Genomic DNA, 13161 nt, shown 5'->3' with positions numbered 1-13161 from the left:
AAAGTAAACGGAAAGCACAACATGAGAGACGACATAGCCTCCATCCGAAAAGAATACACCCAGGCTAAACTTGACGAGGAGACCATCCAAAAAAATCCATTTGATCAATTTGATAAATGGTTTCAGGAAGCATTGGATAGTAAGATCATCGAGCCCACAGCTATGGTACTATCTACTGTTAATAGTAATGGACAACCTTTTCAGCGTACGGTGCTTTTAAAGACGTTTAGTGAAGACGGTTTTGTTTTCTACACTAATTATGAAAGTAGAAAGGCCAGCCACTTAAAAGATAATCCTTCAGTGAGCATCTTGTTTCCATGGTATAGCCTTGAACGACAAGTTGCGATTACTGGGAGAGTTGAAAAAGTGTCTACTAAGCAGTCGCTTAAATACTTTCTTTCCAGACCAAAAGGAAGTCAGTTGGGCGCGTGGGTTTCCAATCAAAGTGAAGTGATTTCTTCTAGAAGCATTTTAGAGTCCAAGCTTGAGCAAATGAAGCAGAAATTCAAAGAGGGCAAAATTCCATTACCTGATCATTGGGGTGGGTATCGTATTGTTCCGGATTCTTTTGAGTTTTGGCAGGGAAGAAAAAGCCGTCTGCATGACCGTTTTTATTTTGAAAAGAGGTCTGAAAACTGGAATATAAGTCGACTTGCACCCTAATGTCAGTTTATCTTGAGCGATATGCCTGGCCGGATGAACTGTTCCCTGAATATCAGCCATCCAATAATCTCTCGTTAACAGTTGTTATTCCATGCTTCAAAGAGTCAGACTTGATTGGCGCTATAGAGTCCCTAAACGCATGTGAATCCCCGGGAGGAGATGTTTTGATCATTGTCATAGTCAATGAATCAGAAGAAGCACCAAAAAGTATCCGAGAGATCAATCAAAAGACTATAGATGAGTTAAAGACATACAACAGCAAGTTTGAATTATTATACAGCTACCAAAAACTCCCTTCCAAAAAAGCCGGAGTTGGACTTGCTAGAAAAATCGGCATGGATGAAGCCGTGAGGTTGTTTCATAAGGTAGGCAATGACAATGCAATTGTTTGTTATGATGCGGACTGCCGTTGTGATTCAAGCTACCTGAAAGAAATAGAAAAGGTGTATAATGACCATCAGGTTAATGCCGGAATCGTGTTTTATGAGCATCAACTTCATGGTCAGAATCATAAAGCGATTGTTGATTATGAGTTGTATTTACGGTATTACATTGATGCCCTTCGTTTCTCAGGTTTTCCGTATGCTCATCAGACGTTAGGATCATGCATTACGGTAAGGTGCTCCACTTACGAAAAGGTGGGTGGAATGAATACAAGAAAAGCCGGAGAAGATTTCTATTTCCTGAATAAAACCATCCCTCACGGAGGTTTTGTTGAAATCAATGCAACCACCATTCGTCCTTCAGACAGGGTTTCTGACAGAGTACCCTTTGGAACTGGAAAAGCCGTAAATGAAATTATTCACTCAGATGAGGAATACAGTGTATACCACCCAAATATTTTTGAAGACCTTAAGCTGTATTTCGAGAAAGTTGAATCGTTTTGGGATGAAGATGAATGGAAAATCCCGAGGACCATTCGTACATTTCTGGGAGATGATTGGCAATCTCAAATAAATGAATTAAAGTCTCAGGTAAATTCAAAGGAACAATTTGAAAAGCGATTCTTTCATTGGTTTGATGCATTTAAAACACTCAAGTTTGTTCACTTCTGTCGGGATGAATTCTATCAAAATGTGGAATTGGAAGAAGCACTGAATTGGCTGAGAAACAAACACTTTTTCCTCAAAGGCTCTAAAGAATCTTTACTCATTCAGTTGAGGTATTTGGACAGACAATTCCACTAATTGCTCAATGAAAGCTGAACAAGCATGGCTACTGCCAAAGGATTCGAAAGTTCCTCTGATGTAGATGGATTGATGACAAACTGTACATCCGGTTGCAACAAAAACCATGATTTGATTGGCAATGAGTAGGTTAATTCCAATACAGTTTCAGTCCTCTCACCACTGTTTTGCAATTCCTGAAATTCATCACCATTAAAACCTGAAGAGAATGCCAGACCAAAACTATCTTCAATACCGGTAAGCGGATTACTCACCACCAAACCACCGGATAAAGCAGCTCCGAAACGATTGTATTTCGAGTTGGCTATTCCATATCGTCCGAAAAATGCCACAAAATCCTCTTCATTCCCAATTGGGAAGTACTTCTGCGCACCTACATAGACACCAACGTTTCCACTTGAAACGCTAGAACCATCAAGTTCTTCAAATTCACTGGTATAATACCACCCCCCTACATTGATTTTATCTTTTTTATAAACATCAAACTGACGACCCACTTTTCTTCTTCTTGTCTCGTAAGATCGTTCTAAATTTTGTTGATCCTCATCAAAATCTTTGTTCGTATAAACAGATAATTCACCCGCTATTAATGCCCCTTGTTCGCTCGACAAACTAATTTCATTACTTTCCAGATCATTCGGATCTCCGGATACAGCATCTAAAACAGCAAGCCTCAATCGGGTTCGATCTCCGATAAATGACGATATTCGAATACCTAAAGAGGAAATTGGAAAAATAGAGGGTCCATTTTGACCACTTTGTGCATATTCTGCACCAATACCGAAGGAGCTATTGATGAATAGTGTTCCGGGTCTCAACACGTCGAATTCAGAATTCAAATCATACAATCCAACTAAAACAGAGATTTGGTCATTGAAAAGATTTTGCTGAACCCATAACTCAAAAATTCGCCATGCCTTAGGAGCTTCGATGTTGCTGGCTATTTGAAAATCACCCATGTATTCGGATGCCATATCTCCATTATTGCCAAGCCCATACACAAAGAGCGAAAGATTATCCTTCAGACCGAACAGCTGGTCAAAATTCAATTTAGCAGTGATATCCGCATTGTCAATGTAGACAAAACCTGTTTTGATACCCCCATCAACATTGTACCATGGCATAGCAGAATAAACTGCTTCCAATTCAATCCATTTGCTCTCATTTTCTTGAGCATCTATGGGTTTAGGTATCCAAAGGACAATAAAAGAGAGTAGAATAAATCTATTTTTCAACTGATTAGGTTTGGTATGTGAAAGCTAAATCAAATCAAACAAACTCTTAACTCCTATTGAGTGTTTGACTTTAAAGCCTTCCGCATATTCTACACCTATTCTCTGGCCCCATTCTCTGGCCCTCGATTCAAGCATAGTCATAAAGCCTTTAGAACTGATGAATGTCTCCGGTTCGTCGCTGTTCGGATCGTAAAACTGTGACTTAAAGGCATTTATTGCAGCTCTTCTTTCTTCAATTACGTCAGAAACATCAACTAAAAGGTCCGGTTCGTGTGCCGTGCTCTGAATGGAGAAATACAATTTTTCAGGGCGAAAAAAATCTTGTTTCACTCCTTCCCACTCCGTTTCTACTGCTTTTAGTCCAGCAATAAAACAAGCCGTTTCTACCAATTGAGCACCCCGTGTATGATCAGGATGTCGATCATAAATTGAGTTTGCAATCACAATCTGGGGCTTAAATCTTCGAATTTGCTGTGCTACTGCAATTTGATTCCCCTTATTGTTCTCAAAGAAACCATCCGCTAGTCCAAGATTTTCCCTGACAGTGAGTTTTAAAATTTCACCTGCATCTTTGGCTTCCTGCGCCCTGATTTCAGGTGTGCCCCTTGTCCCTAATTCACCCTTTGTCAAATCAAGTATGCCTGTTTTATACCCTTGTTTTTGGTGTGTGAGTAAAGTCCCTCCAAATGAAAGTTCTACATCGTCCGGGTGAGCTACTATGGCAAGTATATCTAGTTTCATTCTTCAATTCTGATGTTTGGCCGTATGATGCAAAGTAACACCACTCATATAATATTGGTTTTCAAGCTCAGAGAATTTCCTAAATTCCCTTTCCATTTATTAAACCTAAAGTAAAGAACCTATGCAAAAACGCGACAGCTTATTCAGGTCGGTCTGCATGCTTTTTTTGATCAGCATTATTCCGCTGATGGGAAATGCACAAGACGATGACCTGAAGCCTGTAACAAATAAGTATGCGATCAAGAACGCTACCATTGTGCAGGCACCTGGTAAAACCATTCAAAATGGTACAGTTTTAATTGAAAACGGAATCATTAAGGCAGTTGGATCAAGTGTATCTATCCCGGCGGATGCCTGGGTAGTTGATGCCGATTCGATGTTTGTTTATGCCGGATTCATCAGTGGTCTTTCAAACATTGGAGTGAAAAAGCCCAAAGAGCAAGATCGAAAAGATGATCGTAAGCTTACAGGTAATCCATCATATGAACGGGCCGGAATAACTCCAGGAAATTCAGCAAGGGAAATGCTCGATCCGGAAGATAAATCGGTTGAAGATTTCAGGAAACTTGGATTCACGGCTTCTCATAGTGTGCCTCATTCCGGAATGTTACCCGGTAAAGGAGCGATTGTCCTTCTCGGAGGATCCGATGGTGAGAGTATGGTTGTAAAAGATCCCTCCGCTATGTATTCCCAACTAGCTGGTGCTGACGGAGTTTATCCAAACACGGTTATTGGCGTAATGGCTAAATACCGTGATCTATATCGCAAAGCCAGTCAGGCAAGGGATTATGAAACCAAGTATAATAGCAACCCTAATGGCATGGAGCGTCCGGCAACTGACGCGACCCTTCAGTCGCTATACCCGGTGGTTTCAAAACAAATGAGTGTTGCTTTTAAAGCAGAGAGCGTAAAAGACATCATGAGGGTTGTAGCACTACAACGAGATCTTGGATTTAAAATGATGCTGGGCGAGGTGAAGCAAGGCTGGGATGCCATTCCAACCTTAAGCGGTTCACGAGTACCTGTTTTTCTATCATTGGACCTTCCTGAATGGAAAGAAGAGGAAACGAAAGAAGAGGATAGCGAAGAAGAAAAAGAAGAGAAAAAAGAGCCTACTGAGGAGGAGCTAGAAGAGCAAGCTTTGAAAGAAAGGCAAAATGCCATGATCAAAAACTATTACACACAAGCTGGTAAGTTCCAAAATAGTGGTATGAAATTCGGCTTTTCAACTATGGATGTAAAGTCTAAAGACTTTAAAGAAACTCTTTTGAAAGTGATTGAAAATGGACTTTCTCAAGACCAGGTACTTGCTGCACTTACGACAGCTCCTGCCAGTATCCTTGGAGTTTCTAATATGATGGGTTCCATAGAAACAGGAAAAATGGCTAACCTCATTGTATCAGATACCGCATACTTTACGAAGGACTCAAATGTACGCTACGTTTTTGTAGACGGAGTGAAGTACGAATATGAAGCCAAAAAGAAGAAAAAGAAAAAGAGCGGTGGAGAGGCAGTTGATGCTGCCGGAGTGTGGAATTATACTACAGAAACCCCTCAAGGGAATGGTAGTGGTATAATTACGATTAAAGGTACCCCCGGGGACTACAGCGGCACGATCACTGTGAGCTTTAATGGAAGCACAAATGACATTGAGAATGTAACGGTAGACGGAAGCAATGTTTCCTTCTCTTTCAAAATGAACATGGGTGAGGAAATTACGGTAGATATCAGCATGGATATTGACGGTGACACTTTTGAAGGTACTTTATCTGTCGCTGCTTTTGGAAGCTTCCCGATGGAAGGATCACGTGAACCAAATAAATAAGATTGGACATGAAAAAACTGAATTTATATATAGCAATACTTCTGACTATCACGTGTGTGATGGCTCAGGAAAAAGGAAGTGTGCTAATCAAAAACGGTACGGTTTTAACCGTCACGAATGGTACACTGGAAAATACTGACGTTCTTATTAGAGATGGTAAAATCTCTAAAATTGGAGAAGGATTAAGCGCTCCAAGCGGAGCAAAAACCATCGATGCAGATGGTATGTTTGTAATGCCCGGCATCATTGATGCGCACTCTCACCTCGCACTGGATGCTGTGAATGAGGCAACAAACCCTGTTACAGCAGAAGTTTGGGTAGGTGATGCGCTCGATCCACTTGATGTAGGTATTTATCAGGCATTGGCTGGTGGAGTTACCGCTGCACACTCCATGCATGGATCTGCCAATGCGATTGGTGGACAATGTGAAACTGTGAAGTTTCGATATGGAGAAATCGATCCCGACAAAATGAGAATGGATGGAGCTCCACGAACGATCAAGTTTGCACTTGGAGAAAATCCGACACGTGTGCATGGAGCCGGAAATGGCATTCTTCCACGTACGCGAATGGGAGTTGAACATGTTATCCGTAGCTCTTTTCAGGAAGCTAAAGAATACATGGAAGCATGGGATGCTTACAATAAAAAGAAGAATGATAAGCGATTCAAAGGCAAAGCTCCTCAGTACGATTTAAGACTGGAGACGCTTGCCGACATCCTGAAAGGAAATATTATTATCCACTGTCACTCCTACAGAGCAGATGAAATCTATATGCTCATGCAGGTGTGTGAAGATTTTGGGATTGATAAACTTGTCTTTCAGCATGTAAATGAAGGCTTCAAGGTAGCACCTGAACTTGCAAAGTTCGGAGCAGGAGCTTCTGTTTTTGCTGATTGGTGGGCCTATAAGTTTGAGGTGTATTATAGCACGGCATACAATGCTGCGATTCTTACTAAAAATGGTGTAACTACTTCCATCAATTCGGATTCTGGAGAACTGATTCGTCACCTATACCACGAAGCAGCAAAAACACAAAAGTATGGTGGACTTACCGATGATGAAGCGCTTTCACTCATTACGATCAACCCTGCTAAGCAGCTTGGTATTGATCACAGAGTAGGTTCTTTGGAAGAAGGAAAAGAAGGTGATGTAGCTATTTTCAAAAATCATCCGCTTTCTATCTATGCCGTTCCGATGATGACTATCGTAGATGGTATTGTTCGCTTTGATCGTGAAAATGATCCGGCTGATATGCGTATCTATCCGGATCCGGAAGAGAAAATTGATGTGACTCACTGGGAAAAAGAAGATCACGATCGATGCATGCAGAACACCGAATTTTTATTCAATAAATAGTTTCGAGAAATAAGTTACGAGGTTCGAGTATGAAGAATTTTAAACAATTAATGATCTGGCAAAAAGGAATGGAGATTTGGAAGGAAACATATCTACTTACCAAACAGCTTCCTGCTGAGGAGAAATACGGAATTTCATCTCAGATCAATCGAGCAAGCTCATCAATTCCAGCAAATATTGCAGAAGGAAGTAGCAGAGATAGCAAGAAAGACTATGCCCGATTCCTTCAAATTGCTTTAGGTTCTTCTTTTGAATTAGAGACTTTTCTAATTGGAATAAAAATGCTCGAATTGGTTTCTTCTGAAGAAAAGGTTGAGGAAATCCTAAACCTTATTAATGAGGAACAGAAAATGATCATGAGTTTTAAAAATAAGGTTGATCCACCTCGTAACTCATAACTCAAGACTCAAAACTTTCATAAAATGAAAAATATTAAAAATATACTAGCAGGATGTCTGACTTTAATTGCCACAATTGCACTTGGTCAGATACCCAGCGCCGAAACTGGAACTTTTGCATTAACGAATGCTACCATAGAAACAGTAACCAATGGGACCATTGAAAATGGCACGTTGGTGATTTCTGATGGAATGATAACCGATTTAGGAACCAGCGTTTCAGTACCTCAAGGTGCGAAGACCATCGATTGTACCGGCATGACCATTTATCCGGGAATGATAGACGGAGGAACACAAATCGGACTCATTGAAGTTAGCGCCGTGGATAGAACCCGGGATAATAATGAGATTGGTGATGTCATCCCTCATATTCAGGCATTGACAGCTGTTAATCCAAGCTCAGTAATCCACCCGGTGACGCGAGTAAGCGGAGTAACTACTGCACTTACTATGCCGTCAGGAGGTTTATTCCCTGGCACAGCAGCATTAATTAATCTACACGGCTATACGCCTGATCAGATGTATGCAGGATTCAAGGGTGTGGTACTCAACTTCCCCGCTACAGGCCGAAGAGGAAGATGGGATCGTCGATCGGATGAGGACATCAAGAAAGCAGCCGAGAAGGCGCTTAAGCAGCTGAACGAAGTATGGGGAAAGGCCCTACAGTATCATAAAATTGATTCCGCTACTGGAGGAAAAGATCAACCGTATTACCCGGAAATGGAAGCACTACTTCCTGTGGTAAGGGGTGAAATGAAGCTGTTGGTTAATGTCAACTCCGCCAACGATATCAAATCTGCTTTGGAGTGGATTGATGAGAAAGGTGCTGATGCAATCCTATGCGGAGTGTCTGAAGGCTGGAGAGTAGCAGAGGAGATTGCGAAAGCCGGAGTACCTGTGATCACAGGTCCTGTTTTAAGCAATCCAACCAGAAGCTACGATCGATACGATAGACCATATGCAAATGCTGGAGCGATGCAAAAAGCCGGCGTAAAGGTGGCTATCCGAACCAGCGAGGTGGAGAATGTACGAAACCTCCCCTACCATGCGGGATTTGCAGCCACCTATGGCATGGGCAAAGAGGAAGCACTGAAAGCGATCACGATCGTTCCGGCAGAAATCTTTGGGGTAGCTGATAAATATGGTTCGCTTGAAAAAGGGAAAGTGGCTAACTTATTTGTGGCTACCGGTGATCCGTTCGAGACTAAAACACAAATCCAGTATGTGTTTATAGAAGGATGGAACATCCCAATGATAAGCAGACACACGCAGCTTTATGAAGAGTACTTGAATAGGGCTCCCGGAGTGGAGAAATAATTAAATTTTAGAATCTTTGAAAGGCATCTCGATATGAGATGCCTTTTTTATTAGAACTAACTAATTTAGACACATGTCTAAGTCAGAAAAAAAATATGATATTGGAATTGCTTTAGGCGGAGGTGGTGCACGCGGCTTTGCTCATCTCGGGATTCTACAAGCGTTGAATGAAAAAGGCATCAAACCGGATGTCATCTCAGGTGTTAGTGCAGGCGCTATTGCCGGGGCATTTATTGCATCCGGGCATTCTCCAAAAGAAGCATTCGACATCATCAAAGAATACCGATTTACCGGAATATCAGAGTTAAACATCCCTAAGACGGGTCTTCTGAGTTCAGCTAAAATGAAATCCCGTCTATTAAAGAAAATTCCAACCAAAAAGCTTGAAGACCTGGAGGTTCCATTAATCATCTGTGTAAGCAATATGTTGGAAGGAAAGCCTGAGTATTTAACTGAGGGCCCGGTAGCAGATATCATTCAAGCCTCCGCTTCGATTCCCGTTTTATTCAGCCCGGTGGAGCTAAATGGTAAGTTATACTCTGACGGAGGCATCTTTGATAATGTGCCGGTGAAACCGCTTAAAGATAAGTGCAAGAAAGTAATAGGTGTGAGCATCAGCCCTATTCAAGAAATTGAGGAATTAACAAGCCTCATCCAGGTTGCAACGCGTATGTTTCAACTGGCAGTTAATCCAAGTAATGGAGAACTTGAAAATAATTGTGATTTATTCATTGAGCCTCCAGAGTTGTGTAATTATGATATCATGGATACCAAACACGCCCAAGAAATCTTTGATATTGGATACGATTATGTGAAAAATATGGATATAGACCTGGATTAATTGCCTATTCTGTAATTAAAACTGGTCTTCAGAAGCCACTTCTGCCGAAAGAAGGTATCACTGAAAGAGTCAATGCTCGATTCAGTATCTCTGAAAACGATGTTAGCACCGATACCTATAGATTGACTCAGTCCAAGCTTGTCAGTTAAATTGAGAAGTATCCCTGCATTGGCAGAAAGAAAAAGAGATTTGTCTATTTGCTTAATCTCATTAGGCACAAACGCATTTGATTCCGAATCAAAATATTGGGAGTCCTGAGTATCCTTTATTCGTTGTGCAACAAAATCAAATGAATGAAACAGATTCCACTTTGCTTCCTTGCCATGAAGAAAGTGAGCATAGCTAACTACAAGCCCTGTTAATTTTAAAGCCTGTCGTTCTTCTACCTGATCGCCAAAAGAAAATAAAAGGCTTGGCCCAAAATCCCACGTATGGTTGTTTCTCTCCAGTTTTACAGCAGGAGAAATAATGAATTCATCCTCCTGATCCAGCTTGAGAAAACTTATTGCAGATCCGGATATTCCTTGGCTCTGACAATAAAGAGCACCAACTATTGCAATTCCGAATAAAAGCTTCTTTAGCATATCCAAAAGTATCACATGTGATTTGATATGCAGCGTCATTTATGAGACACTTGGTTTCTTCAATAACCAGATATCTTTGAGATATGCATAGGCTGATACTTTTTTTAATGATCATAGTCCTCATAGGCTGTACTGAAAATCCAGATGTTCCTAATCATACGCCAGGGGTAGTGAAAGTTGTCAATGGGTATCTAATGGTTACTTACGGGGAAGGTGGATTGGTAATTTCAAACGAAATCAGTGGAGAATTTATAGCTCAAATCTTTCCTTCCAGAGAAATGAATAGTATTGATGACTTTGATGTCGATGGAGATTTGATCTTCCTGCTGGACACAAGGGGAAGGGATTTTTTGGCTGTTTATTCTATTAGAAATGAGAAGGTAGAAATGGTCAACGCTCCAATTGCTGTTGAAGGAGGTCCATTCAATGGAATCTCAGCAAAAAATGGCAATCTGATAGTCTCTGGTGGAACAACTTTCCTGGAACGATTTACTTATTCCTCCAGTGGTAAATTATCACATCCCATTACATTCGGGAGAGATAGAGGTCATCCGGATGTGCTCCTTTCTTCTGATGGTCAAGCTGCATTTGTGTCAACTGATTTTGGGATAGGACTGGATATAGACAGGTTTGGTGTTATGTCTCTCTTCATTGGAGACAACCTTGAGATACCAAGTGTCATTTCAGAACTGGGAATCCCCGAATCAGGATTTACAACAGGGGTTACAACACCCGTGGGATTTCCTATCCAAACTGATATCTATGGTGATCACCTGTTAGTTGCACATGGAAGCGGACTGACAATAATCAGACTTATCGACAATTATGTATTTCAATCAGCCTCATTTTTCAATACCGGAATTGATGCTACTTCCATAACAATTGCTGATAATAATGCATTCATTATAGGTTTTGAGGAAACACAACCTGTTTTAATTCAGATAGACCTATCTGACATTAATAACCCTCGGGTGCTATCACAACAACCATTGCAAACAGATGGTAGCATCCCTACATCTATTGCAATAGGTACGAATGATATCTATATTGCTGCAGGGTCTTCAGGCCTGTTAACTTTACCTTTAAATTGAAGTATGGAAATGAGTACACCAATGATCATTTCAAACCTCGTTATTGGACCATTACTTTTGATCCTGAGTTTAATTTTCAAGGCATTTCCTCCTAAAAATATGAATTGGATATATGGATACAGAACGGTCAGATCAATGAAATCGCAAGAAGCATGGGACGCTTCAAATAAGTATTCTATGGATTTAATGATTTGGATTGCTGTTATTACAATCATATGTCAGGTAGTAACCAACCTGCTCTTTGAGCCAGCAACTGCCCTACTTATTGCATGTTCGGTCATGTGTGTATTGCTTGTTGGGATCGTTGTGGTTGTTGAGAAGTACTTGAAGGAAAACTTTGATGACGAAGGGAAACCCAAAAGCTAGATTACTGCTCGATAGAGATTGCATCAAACAACACAACCTCTCCTGCCTCTAATTCGCATTGTACCCTGATCGGGTTGCAACACACTTCACAATCCTCTACATAGTCCTGCTTTGTTACCGATGGATCAATCAGCATACTTATCTCTGCTGCGCAATACGGGCAATGAAAGAAATGCTCGATCATGTTTCTTTAAGCTTTGAACCAAATAGGATCGCTAAAATCATCAACAACATCAATGATGCAATCATCACTTTTACACCAAAAAAGCCTGCAACTACACTCAGCACCCCGGATAATAAAGTCATCACTCCCATGAAAGTATTAGCGACAGACACATACAATGGTCGCTCATCAGAAGGAGCATAATCCACCAGATAGGTCTTCCTTGCCATCCTCGCGCCCCCGTAAGCCATGATGATCAAGAAAAACACAGGCCCAAAAAAGTAGATATTTTGAAAGTCAGACGGAAGGTTATCAAACAAGAGTACGTATAGACATATTATTACGGCAAATGCCGAACTAACCATCATCACTTTTCTGCTACTCTGATCAGAAAACTTGCCCCAAAAAGGACTGCTAATGGTATTGGATATGCCAGCTGCGATAACAAATAGCCCCAGTCCGGATAGCTCTACATCCATATTCTCCGTAGCATACAAAACGAAAAATGGCTGTACCAATGGAATGGCTAACAGCAAAGCGCGTGTGATCAGGAATTGCCTAAAGTTTGTATCCTCTTTTATCAAGGACCAACCGTTTTTTATTTCATCAATGGGTGACCGACCACCGGAGGTTGCGCCGGGCTCCTCCCTAATAAAGGCAAAAAGTATAGCTGAAATAATCCAAAGGATTCCTGCAAAAACAAAAAGCCATATAAACGAATCAATGGAGCTATTACCATCTACTATGAAGTAAAGGGCAAAACCGGCAAGGATTGTCAGGACACCTCCTCCTGTTGCTCTGAAAGACAGCAGTCGTCCTCTCTTCCCTTTGGGAATGGTTTTCCCCAGTACATCTTTAAAGGAAATCGAGCCTACTCCGCTTGCCATGCTGAAAAGCAAAAGCAACAAAATCAAAAAAATCCCAGCCGTTCCGGCTTCATAATTATAGCAGACAAGCGCTATCAAAAGCAGCATCACTCCCTGAAAAAAACCTGCAGCTGCCCAGAAATATTTACGGATTTTAAAGGCCCTGATTTTAGCAGATACAATGAGCTGTGGAAGTAACGAACCCGTATTCTTAATAGGAACCAATAGTCCTGAATAAAAGGAAGGCACACCCAAAAGAGAGAATACATACGGTATAATCAAACCAGGACTAGCTATCTGCTCAGCCAGTTTGGTACAAAATCCGTTTAGCCCATTGAGTAGAAAGTTCCCGGGGGCTTCTTTACATGAATCCTCAGAGATGGCATCACAGGCTCGCTCCTCACCTGTTTCTGCAACATACTCATATACCCGTTCGCTAATTGGTTCTTTAGACATACCCTAATAACCTTCTCTTGAAGTGAGTGTTTTTGAAATTTAACATTCCTAAAAAGATCGACAATGCTCG

Annotated in this window: 14 protein-coding genes; 9 read left to right on the top strand and 5 right to left on the bottom strand. The window is 41.1% G+C overall.

The features are described 5' to 3' along the window. Positions 1-21: 21 nt before the first annotated feature. A complete protein-coding gene (gene pdxH / locus ACQK2H_RS08850) occupies positions 22-663 on the top strand; it encodes a pyridoxamine 5'-phosphate oxidase (RefSeq protein ID WP_425391074.1) in 642 nt (213 codons plus the stop codon). Continuing rightward, on the top strand, positions 663-1850 hold the full coding sequence (locus tag ACQK2H_RS08845; protein ID WP_425391073.1) for a glycosyltransferase: 1188 nt from the start codon (positions 663-665) through the stop codon (positions 1848-1850). Before pdxH ends, ACQK2H_RS08845 begins: the two co-directional genes overlap by 1 nt. On the opposite strand, the gene ACQK2H_RS08840 is transcribed toward ACQK2H_RS08845, so the two are convergent. Both ACQK2H_RS08840 and bshB1 read right to left on the bottom strand, forming a co-directional pair. After that, the gene (locus tag ACQK2H_RS08840) at positions 1847-3085 is read right to left on the bottom strand and encodes a carbohydrate porin (protein WP_425391072.1); all 1239 of its coding nucleotides are present in this window, start codon (positions 3083-3085) and stop codon (positions 1847-1849) included. The two genes, ACQK2H_RS08845 and ACQK2H_RS08840, sit on opposite strands and share 4 nt — an antisense overlap. 24 nt (positions 3086-3109) lie before the next feature. Then, complete coding sequence (gene bshB1, locus ACQK2H_RS08835) at positions 3110-3826, bottom strand: bacillithiol biosynthesis deacetylase BshB1 (protein WP_425391071.1); 717 nt, start codon at positions 3824-3826, stop codon at positions 3110-3112. Positions 3827-3947: 121 nt separating this feature from the next. Between bshB1 and ACQK2H_RS08830 the strand changes: the two genes are divergently transcribed. The 5 genes from ACQK2H_RS08830 to ACQK2H_RS08810 all read left to right on the top strand — a co-directional run bounded on the left by ACQK2H_RS08830 (position 3948) and on the right by ACQK2H_RS08810 (position 9565). After that, positions 3948-5651: an amidohydrolase family protein gene (locus ACQK2H_RS08830; protein ID WP_425391070.1), complete on the top strand. Its 1704-nt coding sequence runs from the start codon at positions 3948-3950 to the stop codon at positions 5649-5651. An 8-nt stretch (positions 5652-5659) separates the two neighbouring features. Then, positions 5660-7009: an amidohydrolase gene (locus ACQK2H_RS08825; protein WP_425391069.1), complete on the top strand. Its 1350-nt coding sequence runs from the start codon at positions 5660-5662 to the stop codon at positions 7007-7009. A 29-nt stretch (positions 7010-7038) separates the two neighbouring features. After that, positions 7039-7407 (top strand): four helix bundle protein, encoded by a 369-nt coding sequence (locus tag ACQK2H_RS08820; RefSeq protein WP_425391068.1) that lies wholly within the window; start codon positions 7039-7041, stop codon positions 7405-7407. Between the two features lie 24 nt (positions 7408-7431). Next, complete coding sequence (locus ACQK2H_RS08815) at positions 7432-8724, top strand: amidohydrolase family protein (protein WP_425391067.1); 1293 nt, start codon at positions 7432-7434, stop codon at positions 8722-8724. 73 nt (positions 8725-8797) lie between these two features. Then, complete coding sequence (locus ACQK2H_RS08810) at positions 8798-9565, top strand: patatin-like phospholipase family protein (RefSeq protein WP_425391066.1); 768 nt, start codon at positions 8798-8800, stop codon at positions 9563-9565. Here the strand turns inward: ACQK2H_RS08810 and ACQK2H_RS08805 are convergent. Further along, a complete protein-coding gene (locus ACQK2H_RS08805) occupies positions 9562-10149 on the bottom strand; it encodes a hypothetical protein (RefSeq protein WP_425391065.1) in 588 nt (195 codons plus the stop codon). The two genes, ACQK2H_RS08810 and ACQK2H_RS08805, sit on opposite strands and share 4 nt — an antisense overlap. A 107-nt stretch (positions 10150-10256) precedes the next feature. Between ACQK2H_RS08805 and ACQK2H_RS08800 the strand changes: the two genes are divergently transcribed. Both ACQK2H_RS08800 and ACQK2H_RS08795 read left to right on the top strand, forming a co-directional pair. Continuing rightward, positions 10257-11240, top strand: coding sequence for a hypothetical protein (locus ACQK2H_RS08800; RefSeq protein ID WP_425391064.1), 984 nt, complete (start codon positions 10257-10259; stop codon positions 11238-11240). A 99-nt stretch (positions 11241-11339) separates the two neighbouring features. Then, a complete protein-coding gene (locus tag ACQK2H_RS08795) occupies positions 11340-11606 on the top strand; it encodes an SdpI family protein (RefSeq protein WP_425391063.1) in 267 nt (88 codons plus the stop codon). 1 nt (position 11607) lies between these two features. Here ACQK2H_RS08795 and ACQK2H_RS08790 read toward each other — a convergent pair whose 3' ends face one another. Further along, positions 11608-11790, bottom strand: a complete 183-nt coding sequence (locus ACQK2H_RS08790) for a CPXCG motif-containing cysteine-rich protein (protein WP_425391062.1) — start codon at positions 11788-11790, stop codon at positions 11608-11610. Next, positions 11787-13091: an MFS transporter gene (locus tag ACQK2H_RS08785; RefSeq protein ID WP_425391061.1), complete on the bottom strand. Its 1305-nt coding sequence runs from the start codon at positions 13089-13091 to the stop codon at positions 11787-11789. The genes ACQK2H_RS08790 and ACQK2H_RS08785 overlap by 4 nt, the downstream gene beginning before the upstream one ends. Positions 13092-13161: the final 70 nt, after the last annotated feature.

Source organism: Ekhidna sp., assembly GCF_965228795.1.
Classification (GTDB): domain Bacteria; phylum Bacteroidota; class Bacteroidia; order Cytophagales; family Cyclobacteriaceae; genus Ekhidna.
The sequence above is the reverse complement of the archived record's forward strand: the minus strand, read 5'-3'. Positions and strand labels throughout refer to the sequence as shown.

Coding starts and splice junctions, on each gene's coding strand:
- pdxH (WP_425391074.1), top strand. CDS start 22: ATGAGAGACGACATAGCCTCCATCCGAAAAGAATACACCCAGGCTAAA.
- ACQK2H_RS08845 (WP_425391073.1), top strand. CDS start 663: ATGTCAGTTTATCTTGAGCGATATGCCTGGCCGGATGAACTGTTCCCT.
- bshB1 (WP_425391071.1), bottom strand. CDS start 3,826: ATGAAACTAGATATACTTGCCATAGTAGCTCACCCGGACGATGTAGAA.
- ACQK2H_RS08830 (WP_425391070.1), top strand. CDS start 3,948: ATGCAAAAACGCGACAGCTTATTCAGGTCGGTCTGCATGCTTTTTTTG.
- ACQK2H_RS08825 (WP_425391069.1), top strand. CDS start 5,660: ATGAAAAAACTGAATTTATATATAGCAATACTTCTGACTATCACGTGT.
- ACQK2H_RS08820 (WP_425391068.1), top strand. CDS start 7,039: ATGAAGAATTTTAAACAATTAATGATCTGGCAAAAAGGAATGGAGATT.
- ACQK2H_RS08815 (WP_425391067.1), top strand. CDS start 7,432: ATGAAAAATATTAAAAATATACTAGCAGGATGTCTGACTTTAATTGCC.
- ACQK2H_RS08810 (WP_425391066.1), top strand. CDS start 8,798: ATGTCTAAGTCAGAAAAAAAATATGATATTGGAATTGCTTTAGGCGGA.
- ACQK2H_RS08805 (WP_425391065.1), bottom strand. CDS start 10,149: ATGCTAAAGAAGCTTTTATTCGGAATTGCAATAGTTGGTGCTCTTTAT.
- ACQK2H_RS08800 (WP_425391064.1), top strand. CDS start 10,257: ATGATCATAGTCCTCATAGGCTGTACTGAAAATCCAGATGTTCCTAAT.
- ACQK2H_RS08795 (WP_425391063.1), top strand. CDS start 11,340: ATGAATTGGATATATGGATACAGAACGGTCAGATCAATGAAATCGCAA.
- ACQK2H_RS08790 (WP_425391062.1), bottom strand. CDS start 11,790: ATGATCGAGCATTTCTTTCATTGCCCGTATTGCGCAGCAGAGATAAGT.
- ACQK2H_RS08785 (WP_425391061.1), bottom strand. CDS start 13,091: ATGTCTAAAGAACCAATTAGCGAACGGGTATATGAGTATGTTGCAGAA.